The sequence below is a fragment of the Pantoea sp. X-Soil-YNGN-844 genome, from assembly GCF_059730595.1.
In genome coordinates this window covers 1318473-1343055 of sequence record NZ_AP036007.1, presented here as the reverse complement: position 1 = coordinate 1343055, position 24583 = coordinate 1318473, and the positions used below count along the sequence as shown (strand labels likewise).

The window sequence follows — 24583 nt, the reverse complement described above, 5'->3', positions numbered from 1 at the left end:
TATCGCCCTTACCGGTTTCCTATATGGAGACGGGTTCAGGCTTTTTCCAGCGTACACAGCAACGGATGATGGTTTTCCCGCGCATAGTTGTTCACCTGGGCCGCTTTTGTTTCGGCGACTTCTGCAGTAAATACACCACAGATCGCCTTGCCGTGATAGTGAACTTTCAACATCAGTTGCGTTGCACGTTCAACATCATAAGAAAAGAACTTTTGTACGACGTCAATAACAAATTCCATAGGGGTATAATCGTCATTATTCAGAATGACTTTATACATAGAAGGCGGCTTTAACCCTTCGCGTACTTTGTCTTCGGCCAGATGTTCAAAGTTAAGCCAGTCGTTTGTGTTTGCCATAGTGTTCCGTTGAGATTTTGCTTTGAGCCTGATGGCTACATGTTGAGAGTTTAACATGCCTGTCAAGCTCCTGGTCGCTGCTGAAAATTTATTCAGAAATTCCCTTGCGCGACCTGCATCACAAAATTTCCAATAGCGTTAACTACCTCAAATTTTGATGATTTTTTCCCCACCTGGCCCGGTGGTTTGCTTGACGCCAGCGGCGCTTTCTCTACATTCTACCTGCACACGCTGATTGAGTTTTAATCAAATCCGACTCACAGCCTGTAAGACCTCACCTACTTATAAAATGTCTTGCGAGGTAAGTAAAAGCATGGAGACGGGCACAGTTAAATGGTTCAATAATTCCAAAGGCTTTGGCTTTATCTGTCCGGTTGGCGGTGGCGACGATATTTTTGCACACTACTCCACCATCCAGATGGAAGGCTACCGCACGCTAAAGGCAGGCCAGCAGGTTCAGTTCGACGTTCATGAAGGCCCGAAAGGCAATCACGCCAGCCTCATCGTGCCGGTTGAGATACAGGCCGTGGCGTGATACTTAACCCACCTCTGAACAGTGACGCAAAAATGCCAGCCAGTGCCGCTGGCATTTTTCTTTCCGAAGCAGACTTAATCTGCCTGGCGCTGGGCCAGCTCAATCACCCGGGCAAACATCTGCCGTATTAACGGTGGGATGGCCTCCGGCCCGCGTTCCGCCGCCGATGTCGCCACAGCGATCGCCAGTTCTGGCTTGGAGCTCTGATGAATCGCTTTAGTAATAATACGCCTGGAACTCATCGGAACGTTTAACGGCAGGTGCGCCATCTGATGATAGATATCCTGAAAACCCTGGTGATAGAGAAAATTCTCCATATCCAGCGCCGGTAGCTGCGTCAGAAAACGCGGCTCAGGATCGCCGGGCTGTAGCTGCGTACGTGCGGTGCTGGCATATTTATTACCCGCCTGATCGCCGTCTGTCAGCACATGCCAGGCGATGCCCATGCGGCGGGCAAACTTCAGCAGCGGCTTTAAGCCCGACTGAGCAAACTCAATCACTTTTACCCCTTCAGCTGCGAAGTTGTAACCGCACTGCTGCGCCAGCTCATTCATGATCCAGACTTCGGTTTCCCCCTCCACCAGCAGCCAGCAACGGGCAAACAGCGCTGCAGGCCGGTTGACACGAATATGGAAGCCGATGCGTCGGCTCTCTTCGGCACTCAGCCCCTCCGGACCGATGCGCCAGGCGGCCACGCGCGAGGGGCTACGTACCAGACGACAGACGTTCTCTACCGGCACCTGAGACAGCAGCTCAGCGGAATTGGTGGTGGCGATTTTTTGCAGCGGCAACAGCCTGAGCAGGTTCCACGCCACCGACAGCATAATCGGATGCAGCCGGGTTTCCGGATCTTCAATCAGCAGCAGTGGCCGGGCATCAGCGGCCAGCGGGACGTCGCCTCGCGCCTCAATCAGCAGGGTAAACATCTGCAGCAGGATCAGCTGACGGCTGCGGGAGTCGGTTCCGGCAATCAGCTGATTGAGATGATCCAGCGCCCGCCATCCCTTTTCCCCGTCGCGTGTCTGCGGATCCCGTGACCTGAGTTCGCTGCCCGCATCGGGCAGCTGCACCAGAAAGTAGTGCTGCATCAGTTGCTGCATGGTGTTCAGCCCCTGTCGCAGCACCTCATCACTGAGCTGCTGAGGATGGCGCTCCAGATCGCGCGCCAGCGACTCCATTCCCGCCAGCAGCTCAGGATGGGGAGTCGCCACCGGTGCACTGTTTCGCGTCCGCTTACTAAAGCGCGCATCGCGTAGTCGCAGCACCGGATAGCGTTTCAGCAGCAGATCAATGGCCGCCGCGCAGTGCTGCTCAGGCAACAGCTGTGCGTTCACATCAACGAAACGGCGTCGGGTCTCGATGCCGCTGTCACGCCAGGTTGCGCTGACGCTGTAATAAAGCCGACGCTGGCCCTGAGCATCGTGCTGCCAGAAGGCCGAGAGCACCGCATCCGGGTCGCTGCCATCATCGCGAAAATGAAATACCACTGACAGACGGCGCATGGAATCGGTCACATCGCCTGGGGTGAAATGGAAATCAGCCTGGGTAAAAACATAGGCCGGTTCATGGGGCGAAAATAGCAGGCTCAGGGCATCCAGCAGGCTGGATTTCCCCCACGCATTCTCACCAATCAGCAGATTGGTGCGGGTTAGAGGGAGTGAGAGTTTGTTGATGCCGCGGAAACCGCGAATATCGATATGTTCCAGAATCATAGGCGTCCGTCCTCAGGTTATAAACAGCATGGTTGCCGCCAGCGAACCGGTCAAGCTGCGATGGGGTTTACTCCGATACGCTTTTTCGCTAGCGTGTTGCCTCTTCCCCCATGGATGGCATTGATATGTACTCCGGACTTCTGATTATTCTGCTGCCGCTGATCGCCGGCTGGCTGCTACCTTTCCGCAAAACCGACACCCTGCGCCGGGTAAATCAGCTACTGGGCTGGATGGTTTACGTGATCCTCTTCTTTATGGGCATCAGTCTGGCCTTTCTCGACAATCTGAGCAGCAACCTGCTGGCGGTTTTTCACACCGCACTGGTAGCGGCCTTCTGTATTCTGCTGTGCAACCTGCTGGCGCTGCGCGGACTGGAAAAGTATGCCCCCTGGCATCATGCGCACCGGCAGGAGAAACTGCCATCGCGACTGCATATGGCGCTGGACTCCCTGAAGCTGTGCGGCGTCGTTGTCCTTGGTTTTTTGCTTGGGCTGACCCAGTGGCCACTGCTGCATCACGCCTCAACCGCAAGCGAATATGCGCTGATCTTCCTGCTGTTTCTGGTGGGCATTCAGCTGCGCGGCAGCGGCATGACGCTGCGTCAGATCATCCTGAACCGTCGCGGCATGCTGGTGGCCGTTGTCGTGCTGGTCAGCGCGCTGATCGGCGGCATGCTTGCCGCGCTGGTACTGGGCATCCCACTGAAGACCGGTCTGGCGTTGGCCAGCGGCTTTGGCTGGTACTCCCTCTCCGGCATTCTCATGACCGAAGCCTTTGGGCCGGTCATCGGCAGCGCCGCCTTCTTCAACGATCTGGTGCGTGAACTGGTGGCCATCATGCTGATCCCGGCACTGATTGGCCGTCATCGTTCGAGTGCACTGGGCCTGTGCGGAGCCACCTCAATGGACTTTACCCTGCCCGTGCTGCAGCGGGCGGGCGGCAATGAGATTGTCCCGGCCGCCATTGTGCACGGCTTTGTCATGAGTCTGCTGGCCCCGATTCTGATCGCCCTCTTCTCTGCCTGAATCCTGTCTGAGATGCGCTGAGCTTTCATCTGGCCGCGATAAATAAACTCAAAGCGCAGGGAGCAGGGTCAGAGGAGGAAAGCGTCACGCGCCATGGACAAAAACGCCGGGAGCGTTTTTGAACAACGCAAAGCGTTGGCCCGTTTACGGGCGCACCTCAGGGATAAGGTGCGTAATCGCGCGGGCCGAGCGGTCAGGGATGACGGTATTTGCGTCTTTCCGATCTGACCCTGTTTTCTGCGCAGGCACCCATACTCACCGTGGGCCGACACAGACCTGGTAAATAATCTTCAATCCGCACTGCTGCTCCAGCGCATTTTTTCACGTCTGTTTTTCTGCCGTGTCGTCTACGCTTCTTTTTTCGGTTCTGGTCACGTCACTCTTTAGTACGGGCCGACAAAGGAGAAGAGCATGAAACAAACCGTGGCGGCGCTGGTCGCCAAAACGCTGGAAAGCGCGGGCGTCAAACGCATCTGGGGTGTCACCGGGGACTCCCTTAATGGCCTGAGCGACAGTCTCAATCGCATGGGCACCATCGAATGGATGCCGACGCGCCATGAAGAAGTGGCCGCCTTTGCGGCGGGCGCAGAAGCCCATATCAGCGGCGAACTGGCGGTCTGCGCCGGTTCCTGCGGGCCAGGCAACTTACATCTGATCAACGGTTTGTTCGACTGCCATCGTAACCGCGTCCCGGTTCTGGCGATCGCGGCGCATATCCCCTCCAGCGAAATAGGCAGCGGCTATTTCCAGGAAACCCATCCGCAGGAGCTGTTCCGCGAATGCAGCCACTACTGTGAGCTGGTCTCGAATCCTGAGCAGTTACCCCAGGTGCTGGGCATCGCCATGCGTAAAGCGATTCTGAATCGTGGCGTCTCAGTCGTGGTACTGCCTGGTGACGTGGCGCTGAAACTGGCACCGGAAAGCGCCAGCACTGAGTGGTATCCGCCGCTGTTGCCGCAGGTCCTGCCTCAGCCTGCCGAACTGGCGCGGTTGGCTCAGACGCTGAACGACTCTACCGATATTACGCTGCTGTGCGGCAGTGGCTGCGCCGGTGCGCATCAGGAAGTGGTCGCGCTTGCCGAAGCGCTGAAAGCGCCTATCGTCCATGCGCTGCGCGGTAAAGAGCACATCGAGTATGACAACCCTTATGATGTCGGCATGACCGGCCTGATTGGCTTCTCATCCGGTTTCCACGCCATGATGAATGCCGGGACGCTGGTATTGCTCGGCACCCAGTTCCCCTACCGCGCCTTCTATCCTGAAAAGGCTAAGATCATCCAGATCGACATCAATCCGGGCAGCCTGGGATCACATTGTCACGTCGATCAGGCTTATGTCGGCGATGTGAAAAGCACGCTACAGGCATTGCTGCCGCAACTGAAGCCCAAAAGCGATCGCAAACATCTGGATAGCGCGGTTAAGCATTATGGCGAGGCGCGCAAAAGTCTGGACGAACTGGCGCAGCCCAACGATAAGCAGCCGATCCACCCGCAATATCTGGCACAGCAGATCAGCCACTACGCCAGCAACGACGCTATCTTTACCTGCGATGTCGGAACTCCGACCGTCTGGGCGGCGCGCTACCTGAAGATGAACGGCAAACGTCGCCTGCTGGGTTCGTTTAACCATGGCTCGATGGCGAATGCCATGCCACAGGCACTGGGCGCGCAGTCGATCGATCGCAATCGTCAGGTTGTCGCGCTGTGCGGCGACGGCGGTTTCAGCATGCTGATGGGCGATTTTATCTCGCTGGCGCAGCTGAAAATGCCGGTGAAACTGGTGATCTTTAACAACAGCGTGCTGGGCTTTGTGGCAATGGAGATGAAGGCCGGCGGCTATCTCACCGATGGCACGGAGCTGGAGAATCCCGACTTTGCCGCTATCGCCCAGGCCTGTGGCATTCGTGGCATCCGGGTAGAAAAAGCGTCGGAACTGAATGGCGCGCTGGAGCAGGCGTTTGCCTATGATGGCCCGGTGCTGGTGGATGTCATTACCGCCAAAGAGGAGCTGGCGATGCCGCCGCAGATCAAAATGGAGCAGGCCAAAGGCTTCAGCCTCTACATGCTGCGCGCCATCATGAACGGTCGCGGGGATGAGGTAGTAGAACTGGCGAAAACCAACTGGCTGCGGTAAAACAGAGGCTCCATCCAGGCGGGCGCGATGCCCGCCTTTTTTTTGTCTTCCGCCACATTCAGGAGCATAAGGTGATCGATTTACGCAGTGATACCGTGACCCGGCCCAGCGCCGCCATGTTAAGCGCGATGATGTCAGCCGAAACCGGTGATGACGTCTACCGTGACGATCCCACCGTGAATGCGTTGGAGGCGGAAGCTGCACGGCTGAGCGGCAAAGCCGCAGCCCTGTTTTTCCCGACCGGCACCCAGGCAAACCTGGTGGCGTTGCTCAGCCACTGCGAGCGCGGCGATGAATATATCGTCGGTCAGCAGGCGCACAACTACAAATATGAAGCAGGCGGTGCGGCGGTGCTGGGCAGCATTCAGCCTCAGCCGGTGCTGGCCGCCGATGATGGCACCCTGCCGCTCGATGTGGTGGCAGCGGCCATTAAGCCGGATGATATTCACTTTGCCCGCACCCGCCTGCTGAGTCTGGAGAACACCCATCACGGTAAAGTGCTGCCGCTGGATTACCTGGAACAGGCGTGGACCTTTACCCGCGAGCACAAGCTGGCGCTGCATATTGATGGCGCTCGTATTTTCAACGCGGTGGTGGCGCAGAAGACCACGCTGGCGGCGATCGCCCGCTACTGCGACAGCCTCACCATCTGTCTCTCTAAAGGTCTGGGTACGCCCGTCGGTTCGCTGCTGTGCGGCGACACCGCGCTGATTGAGCGCGCCCGTCGCTGGCGCAAAATGACCGGAGGCGGCATGCGTCAGGTGGGTATTCTGGCGGCGGCGGGTCTCTATGCGTTAGAGCACAACGTGGCGCGACTGCAGGAGGATCATGACAATGCCGCCTGGCTGGGACAGCAGCTGCATGAGCTGGGCGTCAGCGTCATCGATCAGCAGACCAACATGCTGTTCGTATCCGTGCCGGAAGCCCAGGTCAAACCCTTAGGTGAGTGGATGAAGGCACGCGGCGTGTTAATCAGCGTGGGAACACGCACCCGACTGGTTACTCATCTGGATGCTGATCGTGCGGCGCTGGAGCAGGTTGTCGCCTACTGGAAAGCGTTTCTGCAACAGTAATCCGCTATTCCGCCGCGCCATACTTCTCCAGTAGCGCGGCCGCTATCGCGGCGGTTTCGGCATCGGGCTGACCGCGATAATCCGCAGGCCGGAAATGCATCTGAAACGCGGTAATCACCTTCTGCTGTTCACGCGCACTCATCCCCGCTGTCACTGCATAACCGTAGCGTTGCAGACTTTCCATAAGCGGCTGTACAGGCACCCGCGCATGCGGATCCTGACCCGCTAAATAAAACTGCACCCGTTCGGCATCGGGCCAGGCACCGAGTCCGCGCTGTGCCAGCTGCTGCCACGGAAATAGTGGGCCAGGATCCTGCTTGCGCTGCGGCGCGATATCACTGTGACCGACAATGTTTTCTGATGGGATGCCGTAACGCTGTGCAATATCCCGCACCAGCGCCTCCAGCGTGGTGATCTGGGCGGCGGTAAAGGGCTGCCATTCGAGGCCGGTCAGCGTCCGGCGATAACCCCGGTTCACCAGCTCAATGCCAATCGAGGTGTCATTGATGCGGGTGGCTCCACGCCAGAAGCTGGGCCCGGCATGCCAGGCAAGCTGCTGCTCCGGCACCAGTTGCCAGATAACGCCTTTACCGGCGCGCTGTGGCGGCTGGCGGGGAATCAGATAGTGGGCGCTGACTTCCCGATCGGTGAGCGTCGCCAGCGACGAAGAAAAATCTTCGGCGGTGTAGTGGACCACAATCACCTTCACCCGTGGTCGTGCGCCCTGCGCCGGATGCCGCAGATCGGCCCAGTAGCCGTCACGGGACTCCATCCCGGAGTGACAGCCCGCCAGCAGCAGCGCCAGTATCAGCAACAGCCCGCGTTTCAACGAATGATCACCGCCGTACCGCTGACGCTGACCATCAGCATGCTGCCATCTTTGCCGACCGTTTCGTAATCAATGTCGATACCGACCACCGCGTTGGCACCCAGTGATTTTGCCTGCTCTTCCAGCTCTTCAAACGCGATCTCCCGCGCTTTACGCAGTTCTTTCTCATACGCGCCGGAACGGCCACCGACTACATCACGGATACCCGCGAAAAAATCGCGGAAGATGTTGGCCCCCAAAATAGCCTCTCCGGTAACCACGCCGCAATATTCACTGATACTGTGACCTTCCAGCGTTGGGGTTGTTGAAAATTTCATCGCATTCTCCTTGTTGAAAATCGGGCTAAGGCTCTTTCGACTAAAAAGCACGGCTATACTCTATGCTAAAAAGGGCACCTTGCCAGAGAACCATAAGGAAATCGAGATGAGAAACAACGCGTTTGCGCTAATGATCCCGGCGGCCCTGCTGCTCAGCGCCTGTACCACCGTTGAGCCAGTCATTAAGGATAATGGCCCGCGAACCGCCCCCTGCATTGAAGGCGGTCCTGACCAGGTAGCCCAGAAGTTTTACGACCTGCGTGTCGAACAGCCTACGCAGGGTCTGCCCGACAGCAACACGCTGGCAAAATATCGCCCTTACCTGAGTGATGCGCTTTATCACTCCCTGCAGGCGGCCAGCGGCAGCAATGCTGGCTCACAGTGGCGCAATGGCGATCTCTTCTCCAGCCTGTCACAGGGTCCGACGGCTGCCAGCGTCGCCGATGCCTCCACCATTCCGAACCGTGATGCACGCAACATTCCGCTGCGGGTCGATCTGAGCCGCGACGGCAAACAGTGGCAGGATGAAGTGCTGATGATCCATCAGGGCACCTGCTGGGTCGTTGACGACGTGCGCTACATGGCGAACCCTGCGCATGCCGAGGGTGGCAGCCTGAGCCAGATGCTTGAAAAATCAAAAAAATAATTAAGGTTCAACGGTTATGAAAAGCGCAGCCACCGCAGGTGACTGCGCTTTTTTTAATGCCGCTGCCCACCACAAGGCCTTTCACTGACGGCAGACAGCGCATGATATTGTGCTAAGCTTTTGCTGTTTACCTGCTGTTTTACAAATTTTAACCCACCTTAATTGCATAACTATTCTGGTGACGTTAAAATCCGCGACACTAATAGCTATTCAAATCTGGCGCATGAGTATTCAACTAAACGCAATAAACTGCTTCTACGGTGCTCATCAGGCGCTGTTCGACATCAACCTTGAGTGTCCGCAAGGCGAGACTCTGGTGCTGCTGGGGCCCAGCGGTGCGGGCAAGAGTTCGCTGCTGCGGGTACTTAACCTGCTGGAGCAGCCACGTTCAGGTCAGTTGCAGATTGCCGGCAATCAGTTCGACTTCACGCAGAAACCGTCTGATGCCGCGATTCGCGAACTGCGTCAGAACGTCGGCATGGTGTTTCAGCAATATAATCTCTGGCCACATCTGACCGTGCTGCAGAATCTGATCGAAGCGCCCTGCCGGGTTCTGGGCCTCAGTAAAAGCGACGCCCGTGCCCGTGCCGATAAGCTGCTTGACCGGCTGCGCCTGACGCCCTACAGCGATCGCTTTCCGCTGCACCTCTCCGGGGGTCAGCAGCAGCGTGTGGCCATTGCCCGCGCGCTGATGATGGAGCCGCAGGTGCTGCTGTTCGATGAGCCGACGGCCGCGCTGGACCCTGAAATTACCGCACAGATTGTCAGTATCATTCGCGAACTGGCGCAGACCCGCATTACTCAGGTGATTGTGACCCATGAAGTGGAGGTGGCACGTAAAACGGCCAGCCGCGTTGTTTACATGGAGAACGGTCACATTGTGGAACAGGGCGATGCCAGCCGCTTTACACAGCCGCAAACCGAGGCGTTTGCTCACTATCTTTCGCACTAAGTCAGGATGCTAAAAATGAAAAAAATGGTACTTGCTGCACTGCTTGCCGGTTTTAGCCTGAGTGCTACCGCGGCACAGACGATTCGTTTTGCGACCGAAGCCTCTTATCCTCCTTTTGAGTTTGTGGATGCGGATAACAAGATTCAGGGCTTTGATGTCGATCTGGCTAACGCGCTGTGTAAAGAGATCGACGCAACCTGCACCTTCACTAACCAGGCGTTCGACAGCCTGATCCCAAGCCTGAAGTTCCGTCGCTTTGATGCGGTGATGGCGGGCATGGATATCACGCCGGATCGTGAGAAACAGGTCCTGTTCACCAAGCCTTACTACGACAACTCGGCGCTGTTTGTTGCTCAGAAAGGCAAAGTTGCCAGTGTTGAAGCGCTGAAAGGCAAGCGGGTTGGCGTTCAGAATGGCACCACTCACCAGAAATACCTGACGGATAAACATAGCGACATCACCATCGTGCCTTACGACAGCTATCAGAACGCGGTGCTGGATCTGAAAAACGGCCGTATTGATGCTGTCTTCGGTGACACTGCCGTGGTCAACGAGTGGCTGAAGCAGAATGCTGCGCTGGCTGCCGTCGGCGACAAAGTGACGGATAAAGCCTACTTTGGTACTGGCCTGGGCATTGCGGTACGCACCGGTAACACCGATCTGCAGACTAAATTCAATGGCGCGCTGGATAAGATCAAAGCAGATGGCACTTACAAAACCATCTACAGCAAATGGTTCCAGCAGTAATCTCTGATGAATGAAATGATGACCCTCGCAAGCGCCGCCGGGATGACCGTCGGCCTTGCTGTTTGTGCTCTCATCGCAGGCCTGGTGCTGGCGATGATATTCGCTGGCTGGGAGTCACTGCGCCTGAGACCGCTGGCGTGGATTGGCACCGGTATGGTGACGCTGATCCGTGGCCTGCCGGAAATTCTGGTGGTGCTGTTTATCTATTTTGGCGCCTCACAGCTGCTGCTCACCCTCTCTGACGGTTTCACGCTGAACTTCGGGCTCTTTACGCTGCCGGTTCAGATGCAGATTGAGAACTTCGATGTCAGTCCGTTCCTGTGCGGTGTGATTGCGCTGGCGATGCTCTATGCCGCCTACGCCTCACAGACGCTGCGCGGCGCACTCAAAGCGGTGCCGGTCGGTCAGTGGGAGTCGGGGCAGGCGCTGGGCATGAAAAAGTCGGCCATTTTTCTCCGGCTGATTATGCCGCAGATGTGGCGTCACGCCCTGCCCGGTCTGGGTAATCAGTGGCTGGTACTGCTGAAAGATACCGCACTGGTCTCGCTAATCAGCGTCAATGACCTGATGCTGCAAACCAAAAGTATCGCAACGCGCACCCAGGAGCCGTTTACCTGGTTCCTGGTGGCGGCCGCGATCTACTTAGTGATTACGCTGTTCAGCCAGGCGGTGTTACGCCGCATCGAACTGCGCACCACCCGCTTTGAACGGGGGAACAGCTAATGCTGGCCTATCTGCCCGAACTCCTGAAAGGGCTGCACACCAGCCTGACGCTGACGGCGGCCTCGCTGGTAGTGGCACTGCTGCTCGCGCTGCTCTTCACCGTGGTGCTGTCACTGAAGACGCCGGTGCTGAATCCGCTGGTAAAAGGGTTTATCACGCTGTTTACCGGTACGCCGCTGCTGGTGCAAATCTTCCTGATCTACTACGGTCCGGGACAGTTCCCCTCGATCCAGCAGATCCCCTGGCTGTGGCATTTACTGTCGCAGCCGTGGCTGTGCGCGATGCTGGCGCTATCGCTGAACAGTGCAGCTTACACCACGCAGCTGTTTTACGGTGCGGTCCGGGCGATTCCTTCCGGACAGTGGCAGTCGTGCGCGGCACTGGGCATGAGCCGCAAAGACACCCTGCGCATTCTGCTGCCTTATGCATTTAAACGCGCCCTCTCCTCCTACTCCAATGAAGTGGTGCTGGTGTTTAAAGGCACCTCGCTGGCCTACACCATCACCCTGATGGAAGTCATGGGCCACGGCCAGCTGCTCTATGGTCGCACCTACGACATCACGGTCTATGCCGCGGCGGGTCTAATTTATCTCTGCGTTAATGGTTTGCTGACGCTGATGATGCGACTGATCGAAAAACGCGCGCTGGCCTTTGAACGACGTAACTGAATACCGGGCGAGCCCTCTCGCCTTTTTCGCCTGAAAAATCACACTAATTGCATAAAAATTCATTTTATGGCAGGGTATCGCCTTCTCTGGCTGACCACATCACAGGAATCATAAAATGAAAAAATGGATTATCGCTGCTGCGCTGGCTTCGCTGGCGGTGACCGCGCAGGCCGCGGAAACGATTCGCTTCGCTGCTTCAGCAACCTATCCGCCCTTTGAATCTCTGGACAAGGAAAATAACCTCGTCGGATTTGATATCGATCTGGCTAAAGCGCTGTGCCAGCAGATGAAAGCGGAGTGTACCTTTACCAACAATGCCTTCGACAGCCTGATCCCTTCACTGAAGTTCCGCCGCTATGACGCCGTGATTTCCGGTATGGATATCACCACGGAGCGCAGCAAGCAGGTCGATTTTACCCAGCCTTATTACGCTAATTCTGCCATCGTGATTGCACCGAAAGGCCGGTTCAGCAGCTTCGGTGATTTGAAAGAAAAGCGCATCGGCGTTGAAAACGGCACCACCCACCAGAAGTACCTGCAGGATAAGCATCCGGAAGTGAAAGTGGTGGCGTATGACAGCTATCAGAATGCGATTCTGGATATGAAGAGTGGCCGGCTGGATGGCGTGTTTGGCGACAGCGCGGTAGTGAATCAGTGGCTAAAGGCCAATCCGGATCTCGCGACGGTCGGTGAACATGTCACGGATGCAGACTACTTCGGTACTGGCCTCGGCATTGCGGTACGTAAAGGCAATACCGCGCTGCGCGATCGGTTCAATCAGGCGCTGACTGAACTGAAAGCTAACGGCAGCTGGCAGCAGCTCAATCAGAAATGGTTCCCGGAGTAACTCCGGAGATTACCGGACTCAGTGCTGACGGCGGGTTAACAGCGTCAGCACTTCAAAATGGGCGGTATGCGGGAACATGTCGAACAGCTGCACTTTTGTTACCTCATAGTCATTCAGCCGGGCAATATCCTGCGCCATGGTCTGCGGATTACAGCTTGAATAGAGCAGATAATCCGGGGCCATCTGGCTGAGATAGTCACACAGCGCCTCACCCATCCCACGGCGCGGCGGATTCACCAGCACCAGCTGCGGCACTGCGTCGCGTCCGGTTGCAAACGTCGTCGAATCCAGCGCCGCAAACTGCACGTTTTTCAGTCCCAGCATCTCAGCGGAACGTCGGGCGCATTTAATCGCCTCAGCGCTAATCTCGATGCCGGTCAGTTCCATTTCCGGTGTTGCGCAGTGCAGGCCAAAACCGCCTACGCCGCAGAAGAGATCCCACATGCTGTTAACCGGCAGCGCACGCACCCAGTCGCGCGCAGTGGCATAGAGCGCGCTGGCAACCTGCGGGTTGGTCTGAAAGAAGCTCTGCGGGCGGATCCACAGCGGCACGCCATTGAAGTTCTCTGCCAGCGACTGATCGGGCGTCAGCGCAATCTCCTCTTCGCCCTCCAGAATCGCCATGTGCACCGGCTGAATGTTGGCCGAAATCACCGCCAGCTGCGGTAACTGCTGCTGCAGCCACGGCAATGCCGCGCGCAGCTGTTCCAGTTTGGCGGTTGAGCGCAGGACAAAACGCAGCATCACGCCGCCCTGCTGGCTCTCGGTGATCAGCAGAAATTTGAGTTCGCCGCGTTTGCGCGCAACGTTATATGGCGTCAGCCCGGCACGGGCGATAAAGGGCTTAAGCGCTGCAAACACCGGCTGGAAGCTGGCGGGATAGAGCGGGCAGTTGCAGAGATCGACAGGCTCACCATCACGGTGAACAAGACCCAGCACCGGACGCTCCACACTACCGCTGACCACCATTTTGGCTTTGTTACGAAATGCCTGCTGCGCTGAAGTTACCGGCGGTAACCAGGCCGCAACCGGCTGTTCAGCCAGTAGCTGTTCCAGCTGCGATTGTTTGTCGTTCAGCTGAGTGGGATAGGGTTTTTCCAGCCACTGACAGGAGCGGCAACGGTTAGCGTCATAAAGCGCGCAGTGCATGGTAAAGCCTTAACGATGGGGTCGGGCGGAGCGCGATTGTATCACCGCTTTCTGAAAAAAGCGCGGCTGCTGGCAGGCAGAAACAGCAGCATCAACACGACCAGATCGGGGATTTTCTGCGACAGGGTGTGGTGGATAATCTGGACGTTGTTGTCGCCATCAATGCTGAAAATCTCGGGGTAGATCCCGCCCAGCGAGGCAAACAGCATATAGATCAGCACAACCCCCTGCGTGGCTACATAGCCCCAGCGGCCACGGTTACTGCCGCGCATCAGGGTAAAGGCGCAGCGCAGTTCGAACAGGAAGATCAGCTGACTGGCGATAAAGATAAGCGTCGAGTCCCAGGACTGGGCGCTGCGGTGAACAAAGTTGGCGATTTCACTGTAACCCAGCTCATTGGCCAGCATCAGTACGCTCAGGCAGCGGGTCGCAATAATGGCAATGCCCGCGACCGTCACCGGAACCGGTGCGTCTGAGAGCGTAGCACTGCTTTTGAAGATTTCTGACATAGTCCCTGACTCCACCTGATCGAAAAACGGGCCGGTTAAACCGGCCCGTTCATATAGTGGCAAAGGTTACGGATTTCAGCCACGTTTAGCTTTCTGAATATCGCTTAAACGCTGTTTTTCTTCGTGCGCCATAAATCGCCAGGCGATAAAACCGACTAAACCAACCACAAACAGAATCAGGGAAGCCAGCGCATTGATTTCCGGGTTCACGCCGCGGCGTACGGTAGCGAAGATCGCCATCGGCAGCGTGGTGGCGCCCGGACCGGTCACAAAGCTGGCGATTACCAGATCGTCGAGTGACAGGGTAAATGCCAGCAGCCAGCCGGTGACAATCGCCGGCGCAATCATCGGCACGGTAATGACGAAGAAGACCTTCAGCGGCGTCGCACCTAAATCCATCGCCGCCTCTTCGATTGAGCGGTCCAGTTCACGCAGACGCGAGTTGATCACCACCGCCACATAGGCGGTACAGAAGGTGACGTGCGCCAGCCAGATGGTCAGCATGCCGCGCTCACTCGGCCAGCCAAAGGCGTTGCCCATGGCCACAAACAGCAGCAGCAGCGACAGCCCGGTGATCACATCGGGCATCACCAACGGCGCCGTCAGCATAAAAGCAAAACCGTTGTGCCCGCGGAAGCGACCAAAGCGCACGATTATCACCGCCGCCAGCGTACCCAGCACCACCGCCATGGTGGCCGACAGCCCGGCAATGCTCAGACTCAGCAGCACCGCATCAATCATCGCGCTGTCCTCAAACAGCACTTTGTACCAGTGGAATGAGAAGCTGTCCCACACCGTTACCAGCGGTGAGCTATTGAAGGAGTAAACCACCAGCAGCAGCATCGGCGCATAGAGGAACAGGAAGCAACAGACCAGAATGCCGGTTCGCCAGGGCGAGCGGATGGTTGGTAAATTATTCATGCCTTCTCTCCCATTTCACGGTTTTGATGCTTATGGAACCAGATGATCGGCAGAATCAGGATCAGCAGAATAATCACCGCCAGCGCGGAAGCCACCGGCCAGTCGCGGTTATTGAAGAACTCCTGCCACAGGATACGGCCGATCATGATGCTGTCCGGGCCACCCAGCAGTTCAGGGATCACGTACTCCCCCACCGCCGGGATAAACACCAGCATCGACCCGGCGATAATGCCGCCTTTGGTCAGCGGCACAATCACGCTGAAAAAGGTCTTCAGCGGACGCGCCCCCAAATCCAGTGAGGCTTCCACCAGCGAGTAGTCGATACGGGTCAGCGCGGTATAGATCGGCAGCACCATAAACGGCAGATAGCAGTAGACGATACCGATATAGACCGCGGTGTTGGTGTAAAGGATCACCAGCGGATGATCGATCACGCCCAGCCACAGCAGGAAGCGGTTCAGAATACCGTTGTTGTTCAGCAGGCCCATCCAGGCGTAGACGCGCACCAGAAACGAGGTCCACGACGGCAGGATCACCAGCAGCAGCAAGATGGTGCGCATCGACGGCTTACTGTGCGCCACGGCCCAGGCAAGCGGATAGCCAATAAGCAGACAGATTACCGTGGAGATCGCCGCCACTTTCAGCGACTGCAGATAGGCGTCGATGTAGAGCGGATCGTCGGTCAGGGTCAGGTAGTTGCCGAAGTTGAGCACGATGCTGAACTGGTCGTCGGCCCAGCTCACCAGCTCGGTGTAAGGGGGAATCGCTCGCGCAATGTCCGCGAAGCTGATCTTCAGCACCGTCAGAAACGGCAGCAGGAATAACAGCACCAGCCAGACATAAGGCAGTGCGATCACCAGCTTGCGGCCATGCTGCATTTTTACCCGCGTGGCCCAGCGTTGCAGCGGCGTACCGACCAGGCGGGCGGGCGCTTTAGCGCGTTGGAAAATCTGGCTCATAGCCGCTCCTTAAACCGTCAACACCACGCAGCTGTCGCTTTCCCAGCAGAGGCGGACTTCATCACCCCAGGTCGGCAACCCTTTGCGGTAGCGATGCGCGTTTTGCAACTGTGCGCTGATCATCTGCCCGCTGTGCAGACGGACATGGAAAATCGAGAGGTCGCCGAGATAGGCGATGTGAACCACTTCGCCCACCGCAAAGTTACAGCCATCGGCAGGTACTTCATCGCACAGCATCACTTTTTCCGGGCGCAGCGCGACATGCACCGGCACGTTATCGACCACCGAAACATCGGAGTCGACTTTTAGCGGATGCATCAGGCCGGGACTGTCGATCATCAGGCCATCTGCCTGACGTTCACGCAGTAAGCCTTCGAAGACGTTAACCGACCCGATAAATTCGGCGCTGTAGCGGCTGGTCGGATGCTCGTAAATCTCCTCCGGCTCGCCAATCTGCACGAACTTACCGCGATTCATAATCGCAATACGGCCCGCCATGGTCATCGCCTCTTCCTGGTCGTGCGTTACCATCACGCAGGTCGCGCCCACGCGCTCCAGAATATCGACCACTTCCAGCTGCATCCTGTCGCGCAGCTTCTTATCCAGTGCGCCCATCGGCTCATCCAGCAGCAGCAGTTTGGGCCGTTTCGCCAGGCTGCGGGCCAGCGCCACGCGCTGACGCTGACCACCGGAAAGCTGATGCGGTTTGCGTTTCGCAAACTCCTGCATATGCACCAGCGCCAGCATTTCGGCGACGCGGCTGGTGATCTCCCCTTTCGGCAGCCGATCCTGCTTCAGACCAAAGGCGATATTCTGCTCAACCGTCATGTGCGGGAACAGCGCGTAGGACTGGAACATCATATTGATCGGACGTTGATAGGGCGCAACGTGCGACAGATCCTGTCCATCCAGCACAATCTGGCCGCTGGTGGGCGGCTCAAAACCGGCCAGCATACGCAGCAGCGTGGATTTGCCACAGCCCGATGCGCCCAGCAGAGCGAAGATTTCACCTTTATAAATGGTCAGACTGACATCATCCACGGCGTGCTGGCCGTCAAAGGATTTGGTCAGATTGCGGATCTCCAGCAGCGGCGTTAAGGCCTTTGCAGTTTTATGTTGAGGGCGGGGAATGGCATCGTTCACAAAGGGTTCTCTCCGGAGCCAGGCGGAACATGGCGGCAAAATCTGCCGCTAAAAATGGCACAACAGAGGCCGACACTGCGCCTCTGTTGCTGATGCGTGACAGGTCAATCCGTAAAGGACGAACTACTTACCACTTTTTACTTTAGTCCATGCGCGCGTACGCACACGATCCAGTTTCGGATCCTGGACTTTCAGCACGAACAATTTCGACATCGCTTCTGGCGTCGGGAAGATACCCGGGTTGTTGCGGACGTCGGCATTGATCAGCGGCAGCGACGCTTTGTTGCCGTTGGCGTAGTTCATTTTGTTGGAGACATCAGCGATCACTTTCGGATCCATGATGTAGTTCAGCCAGGCGTAGGCGCCGTCGAGGTTTTTGGCATCTTTCGGGATCGCCATCATATCGAAGAAGGCCAGAGCCCCCTCTTTCGGCACGCTGTAGCCCAGATGCACGCCGTTTTTCGCCGCATCGGCACGGTTTTTCGCCTGCAGAATATCGCCCGACCAGCCGATGGCGACGCAGATGTTGCCGTTAGCCAGATCGTTGATGTACTGCGACGAATGGAAGTAGCGGATATTCGGACGCAGCTTCAGCAGCAGGTCGGTCGCTGCGCCGGAATACTCTTTAGCATCCGAGGTATTCGGATCTTTGCCCAGATAGTTGAGCACGGTGGCGAAGATCTCTTCCGGTGCATCCAGGAAGGAGACACCACAGCTTTTCAGCTTCTCCAGGTTTTCCGGCTTCAGCACCAGATCCCAGCTGTTGACCGGCGCATCGGCGCCCAGTGCGGCTTTAACCTTGTCGATGTTGTAACCGATACCGGTGGTGCCCCACAGATAAGGAATGGCATATTTGTTACCCGGATCGTGCTGCGCCACTTTTTCCATCAGCGCCGGATCGAGGTTTTTGTAGTTCGGCAGTTTGCTCTTATCCAGTGGCTGGAATACGCCGGACTGCAGTTGACGCGCCAGGAAGCTGGAAGATGGCACCACGACATCGTAGCCGGTGCTGCCCGCCATCAGTTTGCCTTCCAGCACTTCGTTGGAGTCAAACACATCGTAGACCACTTTAATGCCAGACTGCTTTTCAAAGTTCGGCACGGTATCTGGCGAAATATAATCGGACCAGTTGTAGACGTGCAGCGTTTTATCTTCCGCCATACTGCTGGCCGACGCGGCCATCAGCGCAGCAGCTACCACAGCTGACAGCCATTTCTGATGTGAGTTGAACATATTTTTCCATCCTCCTGAGCGGGTCATTTCAACGCTGCAAACCTGAGATCCCTGCATTGCGTTCCGGACAAAACGTCAGTGACACAATGAATCATTATTCAGCGGGAGTTTAATAGCAAAATCCTATAGCTGGGACGCAGTTACACGTCTGTTACAGCCCCGCAAGCATAGCCCCCCCGGTCAGGCTTCACCAGACCCCAGCGTAAAAAACGCCTGAAAGCGATATTTTATGCATGTCTGAGCTATGAGGTTCGGCTTTCATGGCATAAACCACGACAAATATCTGGCGGTAAAGGGCAAAATGCAGAATAAAAAATTATCACGTTGGCAGATGGCGGGCATAAAAAAGCCGTCTCGGGGACGGCTTAGTGGGCGTCATGTCGGGCTTAGTGCAGCACAGAATGAACGCTGGTCACCGGAACGTGCTCTTCTTCTTCACCCACAATCAGCAGATTGTTGGCAAAGGCCTCCAGGATCACCATGGAGATTTGCTCTTCACTCTGTTTCATAAAGTGTGAGAACTGACCAAAGGTTAATCCGGCGGTGGTGGTCATTGACTGACAGACAATGAGCTTCGGCAGATTATCATCCTGAATGTCGATAAAGGCTTTCACCGTCAGTGAACTGGCATTAATTTGCGACAGATCGCCGACCAGCGGAATCAGCGCCGTCGGCTTCACTTCAGCCAGCGCCGAAAACAGAATGACGTTGTCGACCAGATCGATTTTGGCGTCAAACACCCCATCAAAGTTTTGCATGTGCGGCAGATGAAGTGCCTGACAGGCATCGCATTCGAACCAGGTGATATTTTGCTGATCCAGCCAGCGACGCAGCAGGTCGATATCCGGAACGACAAGAGAATCCATCGTAAAATCCCAGTGGGGTGATAAACAGGCGACTTAGCTTACGGAAAAATGCGCGGCGATGCCATGAAAACTGCTGAAAAGCGCGTGTCAGCCAGCGGTTTTAGGACGGAGCCCGGGGATGGCCTGCTGCTCAATTCGCTGAATCATCAGCGCGGCAATGTTAAGGCCGCTGCTGGTTTCGATGCCTTCCAGCCCGGGCGAGGCGTTCACTTCCATCACCAGCGGACCGCGATGGGCACGCAGAATATCGACACCGGCGACTTCCAGCCCGAGCGTGGCCGCTGCTTTCACGGCGATCTGCCGCTCCTGTGGCGTGATCGCTACCGGATACGCTTTGCCGCCGCGATGCAGATTAGAGCGGAAATCACCCTCTTTCGCTACCCGCTCAATCGCTGCCACCACCTGATGACCAATCACCAGACAGCGAATATCTCGTCCCTGTGCTTCTTTAATGAACTCCTGCACCAGGATATGGACATTCAGGCCGCGGAAGGCATCGATGACGCTCTCTGCCGCCTGACGCGTTTCCGCCAGCACCACGCCAATGCCCTGCGTCCCTTCCACCAGCTTAACCACCAGCGGCGCGCCGCCGACCATGGCGATTAAATCGTCAGTGTCATCGGGCGACGAGGCAAAGCCGGTGACCGGCATATCGATGCCTTCACGTGCCAGCAGCTGCAGCGAGCGCAATTTATCCCGGGTGCGGGTAATGGCGGCGGACTCATTCAGCGGATAGCTGCCGCACATCTCAAACTGTCGCAGCACTGCCGTGCCATAAAAGGTAATGGCGTTGCCGATGCGCGGGATAACGGCATCGAAATGGCCCAGCGGTTCACCACAATAGTGAACCGCCGGTGAGGCGGGATTGATATTCATATAGCAGGAGAGCGGATCGATGATTTGCACCGCGTGGCCGCGCGCGGCGGCCTCGTCACGCAATCGTCGGCTGGAGTAGAGCGTCTCATCGCGCGACAGAATGGCTATTTTCATCGCAGCTCTCCCTTTGTGGATTAACGCGTGGCCCAGCCCTGCTGATGCAGATAATCGAGCATAAACGGACGCGTCTCTTTAATGATCAGCCGCTGGATCAGCTCGCTCCAGGTTTCGCTGCGCTGGTTGCTGTCGCGCTGCTGATAGTAGAGTTCTGTGCGGCTGTCATATTCCGCCAGCACTGCCGGATCCAGTGGCTGATAGCGGTTCTCATGCACCAGCATTGCATGCGGCATACGCGGCTTGACGTCCGGCTTTGATTCCGGATGCCCCAGACAGAAACCAAACAGTGGCAGCACAAATTTTGGCAGGCCCAGCAGTTCGGTGACTTCTGCGATGCTGTTACGAATTCCGCCGATAAAGACGCCGCCCAGATCCAGCGATTCCGCTGCGACCATGGCATTCTGTCCCATCAGCGCGGTGTCCACGCAGCCCAGCAGCAGCTGCTCGGCACGGCCCAGCTGCGCATCCGGGCAAATCTGCAGGTGGCGATTAAAGTCCGCGCAGAAAACCCAGAACTCAGGTGCATCTGCAACCCACGTCTGTCCGCCGGTCAGCGTCACCAGCTTGTCGCGCAGCGCTTTGTCGGTGATACGGATAATAGAAGAGCACTGTAAAAAGCTGGATGTGGACGCCGATTGCGCCGCATTAATAATCGCTTCACGCTGTGCTTCGCTGACCGGCTGGTCAGTAAAGGCGCGGATTGAACGGTGGCTGCATAGTAAATCAATGGTCGGTGTCATAAAGTCTCCAGCAACATTATCTTTTTTTATCAATCTGATTGAACAGCTGTGGCGCGATAGCTTTCGCGGTGCGCCACATCAATAGCCAGGCAGCAGGCAGCATCAGCACCACGCCAGCGATGAACAGCACGGTAGCCAGCGTTCTGGCATCAGCCTGATCTGGCAGTGGCAGCCAGTGGTTAATCAGCAGCAGCGCACCCAGAATTAACAGGCCGCCCGCCGCTTCCAGCACCACGATAAACCGGGGTAATCTGGCCACACTCTGCATCACATCCTCCTGCCTTTACGGCTTACTGAGCGTCAATTATGGTCAACAACCCAAAAATTGCGCGGGTTACACGGGCTGCCGTCGTGAAAAAGCCCTTGTTTCAGACGCTTCCTGAACGGCGGCAATAGCGTGCGGGCATCAGACTAACAGGCAAATCCTGCTTTCCTTAAGCGATACGAGCGGGCATGATGGTTGCCATTCTCTGTTTGATTATGTGATACCCGTCACATAATCGTCGCTGCAAGGAGTTCTCAATGATTGCTGTTATTTTTGGTCGTCCGGGCTGTCCCTACTGTGTCCGTGCCCATGAACTGGCCGACAAACTGACCGCGGAGCGCGATGACTTTAGCTATCAGTATGTTGATATTAATGCAGAAGGCATTACTAAAGCCGATCTGGAAGCCAGCGCTGGTAAACCGGTCAGCACCGTACCGCAGATTTTCGTGGACGAAAAACATATCGGTGGTTACACCGAGTTTGCGGCCTGGACCAAAGAGAATCTGGGATTTGTCGCGTAAGCGCAGATAACCGGAATGAAAAAGGCGAGGCAGGATTTTCCTGTCTCGCCTTTTTGCTTTCTGGCTGACGTCAGCCATTGGACACCGTGTTAGTTAAGTGACGCCATCACAATCTGCATTAACCGCACCAGCAACGCCCCGCAGCCTGCCCAGAACAGCGCGCTGAGACTCCACGCGATGGCAAACAGTCCGCTGCTGTGAATAAACAGGCTGTTATTGAGCAGCAGTGCTGCCAGCAACGTTCCCCAGAGCCCCATCAGCAGCGTGCTTTTTAACGGGCTTTCCACCTGCATCAACGCCATCACAATGCCAGGTAACATAAAGAGCAGTAATTCGGGCTGACCACGAAGCGGGCCGGGACCGACCTGCCAGAAATGACAGGTAAAAACAAACACCAGACTGTACAACACCACGCCGCACAGGCGGGTAGTCCAGAGATAAGAACGCTGCGGCATACCACCCCACTGATTAAAAGTAACCCCGACAATAACCTGCTGATATCCCTGATGCGTTCTGGTGGAAATAAAAAGAAACAGTTCGTTGTGGCAACGAATGAAAACAGCTAATAGCTGTATAAGATATTTGTGATTAGAATAGCGCCGCGATAACGGTTCCATTTGCAGTGTTGATACAACAGAACCTCAACGGCCTGATCACGATAGCGAAAAACAGGCCACTCTTCAACAGGTTACACGTAAACAAGAAGTTAAACAGTGAATATTAACGTCGCAGGATTGTTAAGCGGAAATGACATTTTGTTATTATTTGTCGTTTTGGCGCTCGGCCTCTGTCTGGGCAAGTTGCGTCTTGGCTCGGTTCAGCTGGGAAATTCGATTGGCGTATTAGTGGTTTCGCTCTTATTAGGGCAGCAGCACTTCGCGATCAATACCGATGCATTGAGTCTGGGCTTTATGCTGTTTATTTTTTGTGTTGGTGTTGAAGCGGGTCCCAACTTTTTTTCTATTTTCTTTCGCGACGGCAAAAACTATTTCATGCTCGCCATCGTCATGGTGGTCAGCGCGCTGTTGCTGGCACTGGGGCTGGGTAAACTCTTTGGCTGGGATATTGGGCTCACCGCCGGCATGCTGGCCGGGTCGATGACCTCAACGCCGGTGCTGGTCGGCGCAGGCGATACCCTGCGGCAAAGCATCAGCGATCCAAAGCAGCTTGGATTGATGCAGGATCAGCTGAGCCTCGGTTATGCCGTGACCTATCTGATCGGCCTGGTCAGTCTGATTTTCGGAGCACGCTACCTGCCCCGTCTGCAACATCAGGATCTGCCGACCTGTGCGCAGCAGATTGCGCGGGAACGCGGTCTGGATGCCGACAGCCAGCGTAAAGTCTTTCTGCCGGTGATCCGCGCCTATCGCGTGGGCCCGGAACTGGTGGCGTGGAGCGGCGGCAAAAACCTGCGCGAGCTGGGTATCTATCGTCAGACAGGTTGTTACATTGAGCGTATCCGCCGCAACGGTATTCTCGCCAGTCCCGATGGGGATGCGGTGCTGCAGCTTGGTGATGATATCTCGCTCGTGGGCTATCCCGATGCACATGCCCGGCTCGACCCCAGTTTCCGTAACGGCAAAGAGGTGTTTGATCGCGATCTGCTGGATATGCGCATCGTCACCGAAGAGATCGTGGTGAAGAACCACAACGCAGTGAACAAACGCCTCAGCAAGTTAAACCTTACCGATCACGGTTGCTTCCTGAACCGTGTGATACGCAGTCAGATTGAGATGCCGATCGACGACAGCATCATGCTCAACAAAGGTGATGTGCTGCAGGTCAGCGGCGAGGCTCGACGGGTGAAAAGCGTGGCCGATCGCATCGGCTTTATCGCGATTCACAGTCAGATGACCGATCTCCTGGCCTTCTGCGCTTTCTTTATCGTGGGTCTGATGATTGGTCTGATTACGTTTCAGTTCAGCAATTTCAGTTTTGGTATTGGTAACGCGGCGGGTCTGCTGTTCGCCGGTATCATGCTCGGCTTCCTGCGCGCCAACCATCCGACCTTTGGCTATATTCCGCAGGGCGCGCTGACCATGGTGAAAGAGTTTGGCCTGATGGTGTTTATGGCGGGCGTAGGATTAAGTGCCGGGAGCGGGATTAATCACGGCCTGAGCAGTGATGGTGCGCTGATGCTGCTGTGTGGTCTGCTGGTAAGCCTGATTCCGGTGATCATCTGCTATCTGTTTGGTGCCTATGTGTTGCGGATGAACCGCGCCCTGCTGTTTGGCGCCATCATGGGCGCGCGAACCTGCGCACCGGCCATGGAGATCATCAGCGATACGGCACGCAGTAATATTCCCGCGCTGGGCTATGCCGGGACCTATGCGATCGCCAACGTGTTACTGACACTGGCGGGGACGCTGATTGTGATTATCTGGCCGATACTGCCCCTATAAAATTTTTTTGCCGACGTCCAGAACTTTATTGTTAAGCGATAGTCATAATAAGTGCCACTGCTTTTCTTTGAAATCCCCAAATTGTGGAGCCCGCTGGTCTTTTTCCCGGCGGGTTTTTTTATGCCTTTTTTCATCCCTGCCCGTCATTCCCCGCCAGATTCGCAACTTCAGGTGTCATAAAACTTAAACCGTTACACAACTCAACGGCAGATTAAGAGCCTTTCTATAGACGAACAAAACGGTAAAAAGCAGGATAGACCGCTGTTTAGTTAGCAATTTGTGCTGACTGATTGGGTGAGCGTGCTGTCGCTGACCGTTT

Annotated in this window: 27 protein-coding genes; 12 read left to right on the top strand and 15 right to left on the bottom strand. The window is 56.2% G+C overall.

Features of this window, described 5'->3' with window-relative positions:
- Positions 1–35 precede the first annotated feature (35 nt).
- Positions 36–356 carry an ATP-dependent Clp protease adapter ClpS gene (clpS, locus tag AC6I8C_RS06140; RefSeq protein WP_003849318.1) on the bottom strand — a complete coding sequence of 107 codons (321 nt, stop codon included), beginning with the start codon at positions 354–356 and terminating at the stop codon, positions 36–38.
- 313 nt (positions 357–669) lie between these two features.
- Between clpS and cspD the strand changes: the two genes are divergently transcribed.
- On the top strand, positions 670–891 hold the full coding sequence (gene cspD, locus AC6I8C_RS06135) for a cold shock-like protein CspD (RefSeq protein ID WP_013357297.1): 222 nt from the start codon (positions 670–672) through the stop codon (positions 889–891).
- A gap of 74 nt (positions 892–965) precedes the next feature.
- Here the strand turns inward: cspD and AC6I8C_RS06130 are convergent, their stop codons facing one another.
- On the bottom strand, positions 966–2603 hold the full coding sequence (locus tag AC6I8C_RS06130) for a DUF2813 domain-containing protein (RefSeq protein ID WP_497821905.1): 1638 nt from the start codon (positions 2601–2603) through the stop codon (positions 966–968).
- A 125-nt stretch (positions 2604–2728) separates the two neighbouring features.
- Between AC6I8C_RS06130 and AC6I8C_RS06125 the strand changes: the two genes are divergently transcribed.
- The 3 genes from AC6I8C_RS06125 to ltaE all read left to right on the top strand — a co-directional run bounded on the left by AC6I8C_RS06125 (position 2729) and on the right by ltaE (position 6834).
- Positions 2729–3628, top strand: coding sequence for a LysO family transporter (locus AC6I8C_RS06125; RefSeq protein ID WP_497821904.1), 900 nt, complete (start codon positions 2729–2731; stop codon positions 3626–3628).
- Between the two features lie 411 nt (positions 3629–4039).
- On the top strand, positions 4040–5761 hold the full coding sequence (poxB, locus tag AC6I8C_RS06120; protein WP_497821903.1) for a ubiquinone-dependent pyruvate dehydrogenase: 1722 nt from the start codon (positions 4040–4042) through the stop codon (positions 5759–5761).
- A gap of 71 nt (positions 5762–5832) precedes the next feature.
- A complete protein-coding gene (gene ltaE, locus AC6I8C_RS06115) occupies positions 5833–6834 on the top strand; it encodes a low-specificity L-threonine aldolase (protein ID WP_497821902.1) in 1002 nt (333 codons plus the stop codon).
- Between the two features lie 4 nt (positions 6835–6838).
- Here ltaE and AC6I8C_RS06110 read toward each other — a convergent pair whose 3' ends face one another.
- Both AC6I8C_RS06110 and AC6I8C_RS06105 read right to left on the bottom strand, forming a co-directional pair.
- Positions 6839–7663 (bottom strand): N-acetylmuramoyl-L-alanine amidase, encoded by an 825-nt coding sequence (locus AC6I8C_RS06110; RefSeq protein ID WP_497821901.1) that lies wholly within the window; start codon positions 7661–7663, stop codon positions 6839–6841.
- Positions 7660–7980 (bottom strand): heavy metal-binding domain-containing protein, encoded by a 321-nt coding sequence (locus AC6I8C_RS06105; RefSeq protein ID WP_033782490.1) that lies wholly within the window; start codon positions 7978–7980, stop codon positions 7660–7662. The genes AC6I8C_RS06110 and AC6I8C_RS06105 overlap by 4 nt, the downstream gene beginning before the upstream one ends.
- A 106-nt stretch (positions 7981–8086) precedes the next feature.
- Here AC6I8C_RS06105 and AC6I8C_RS06100 point away from each other — a divergent pair, with 106 nt between their 5' ends.
- The 6 genes from AC6I8C_RS06100 (at position 8087) to AC6I8C_RS06075 (ending at position 12563) form a co-directional block, all read left to right on the top strand.
- Positions 8087–8626, top strand: a complete 540-nt coding sequence (locus AC6I8C_RS06100) for a lipoprotein (protein WP_135909545.1) — start codon at positions 8087–8089, stop codon at positions 8624–8626.
- A gap of 223 nt (positions 8627–8849) precedes the next feature.
- Positions 8850–9578, top strand: coding sequence for an arginine ABC transporter ATP-binding protein ArtP (gene artP, locus AC6I8C_RS06095; RefSeq protein WP_013357289.1), 729 nt, complete (start codon positions 8850–8852; stop codon positions 9576–9578).
- Between the two features lie 15 nt (positions 9579–9593).
- Complete coding sequence (gene artJ / locus AC6I8C_RS06090) at positions 9594–10325, top strand: arginine ABC transporter substrate-binding protein (protein WP_033732083.1); 732 nt, start codon at positions 9594–9596, stop codon at positions 10323–10325.
- Between the two features lie 6 nt (positions 10326–10331).
- Positions 10332–11048: an arginine ABC transporter permease ArtQ gene (artQ, locus tag AC6I8C_RS06085; protein WP_179896259.1), complete on the top strand. Its 717-nt coding sequence runs from the start codon at positions 10332–10334 to the stop codon at positions 11046–11048.
- The gene (gene artM, locus AC6I8C_RS06080) at positions 11048–11716 is read left to right on the top strand and encodes an arginine ABC transporter permease ArtM (RefSeq protein ID WP_033732079.1); all 669 of its coding nucleotides are present in this window, start codon (positions 11048–11050) and stop codon (positions 11714–11716) included. Before artQ ends, artM begins: the two co-directional genes overlap by 1 nt.
- A gap of 115 nt (positions 11717–11831) precedes the next feature.
- A complete protein-coding gene (locus AC6I8C_RS06075; protein ID WP_013357285.1) occupies positions 11832–12563 on the top strand; it encodes an arginine ABC transporter substrate-binding protein in 732 nt (243 codons plus the stop codon).
- An 18-nt stretch (positions 12564–12581) separates the two neighbouring features.
- Here the strand turns inward: AC6I8C_RS06075 and rlmC are convergent, their stop codons facing one another.
- The 10 genes from rlmC to AC6I8C_RS06025 form a co-directional block, all read right to left on the bottom strand.
- Positions 12582–13712: a 23S rRNA (uracil(747)-C(5))-methyltransferase RlmC gene (rlmC, locus tag AC6I8C_RS06070; RefSeq protein ID WP_497821900.1), complete on the bottom strand. Its 1131-nt coding sequence runs from the start codon at positions 13710–13712 to the stop codon at positions 12582–12584.
- A 41-nt stretch (positions 13713–13753) separates the two neighbouring features.
- A complete protein-coding gene (locus AC6I8C_RS06065; RefSeq protein WP_013357283.1) occupies positions 13754–14221 on the bottom strand; it encodes a YbjO family protein in 468 nt (155 codons plus the stop codon).
- A gap of 75 nt (positions 14222–14296) precedes the next feature.
- Positions 14297–15142: a putrescine ABC transporter permease PotI gene (gene potI / locus AC6I8C_RS06060; RefSeq protein ID WP_013357282.1), complete on the bottom strand. Its 846-nt coding sequence runs from the start codon at positions 15140–15142 to the stop codon at positions 14297–14299.
- Complete coding sequence (potH, locus tag AC6I8C_RS06055) at positions 15139–16101, bottom strand: putrescine ABC transporter permease PotH (RefSeq protein ID WP_003849283.1); 963 nt, start codon at positions 16099–16101, stop codon at positions 15139–15141. The genes potI and potH overlap by 4 nt, the downstream gene beginning before the upstream one ends.
- A 9-nt stretch (positions 16102–16110) precedes the next feature.
- Complete coding sequence (gene potG / locus AC6I8C_RS06050) at positions 16111–17244, bottom strand: putrescine ABC transporter ATP-binding subunit PotG (protein ID WP_497821899.1); 1134 nt, start codon at positions 17242–17244, stop codon at positions 16111–16113.
- Between the two features lie 123 nt (positions 17245–17367).
- Complete coding sequence (gene potF / locus AC6I8C_RS06045) at positions 17368–18477, bottom strand: spermidine/putrescine ABC transporter substrate-binding protein PotF (RefSeq protein WP_497821898.1); 1110 nt, start codon at positions 18475–18477, stop codon at positions 17368–17370.
- A gap of 386 nt (positions 18478–18863) precedes the next feature.
- Complete coding sequence (locus AC6I8C_RS06040; RefSeq protein WP_003849273.1) at positions 18864–19343, bottom strand: YbjN domain-containing protein; 480 nt, start codon at positions 19341–19343, stop codon at positions 18864–18866.
- An 87-nt stretch (positions 19344–19430) separates the two neighbouring features.
- Positions 19431–20333: a 30S ribosomal protein S6--L-glutamate ligase gene (gene rimK / locus AC6I8C_RS06035; RefSeq protein ID WP_497821897.1), complete on the bottom strand. Its 903-nt coding sequence runs from the start codon at positions 20331–20333 to the stop codon at positions 19431–19433.
- A gap of 20 nt (positions 20334–20353) precedes the next feature.
- On the bottom strand, positions 20354–21076 hold the full coding sequence (nfsA, locus tag AC6I8C_RS06030) for an oxygen-insensitive NADPH nitroreductase (RefSeq protein ID WP_013357279.1): 723 nt from the start codon (positions 21074–21076) through the stop codon (positions 20354–20356).
- A 16-nt stretch (positions 21077–21092) separates the two neighbouring features.
- The gene (locus tag AC6I8C_RS06025; protein ID WP_013357278.1) at positions 21093–21344 is read right to left on the bottom strand and encodes a DUF1418 family protein; all 252 of its coding nucleotides are present in this window, start codon (positions 21342–21344) and stop codon (positions 21093–21095) included.
- 254 nt (positions 21345–21598) lie between these two features.
- On the opposite strand from AC6I8C_RS06025, the gene AC6I8C_RS06020 reads away from it, so the two are divergent.
- Positions 21599–21862 (top strand): GrxA family glutaredoxin, encoded by a 264-nt coding sequence (locus AC6I8C_RS06020; RefSeq protein ID WP_003849263.1) that lies wholly within the window; start codon positions 21599–21601, stop codon positions 21860–21862.
- Between the two features lie 89 nt (positions 21863–21951).
- On the opposite strand, the gene ybjM is transcribed toward AC6I8C_RS06020, so the two are convergent.
- Positions 21952–22317 (bottom strand): inner membrane protein YbjM, encoded by a 366-nt coding sequence (ybjM, locus tag AC6I8C_RS06015; protein ID WP_033782470.1) that lies wholly within the window; start codon positions 22315–22317, stop codon positions 21952–21954.
- Between the two features lie 258 nt (positions 22318–22575).
- Between ybjM and AC6I8C_RS06010 the strand changes: the two genes are divergently transcribed.
- Positions 22576–24264 (top strand): aspartate:alanine antiporter, encoded by a 1689-nt coding sequence (locus AC6I8C_RS06010; RefSeq protein WP_013357276.1) that lies wholly within the window; start codon positions 22576–22578, stop codon positions 24262–24264.
- The last annotated feature ends 319 nt before the right edge of the window (positions 24265–24583 follow it).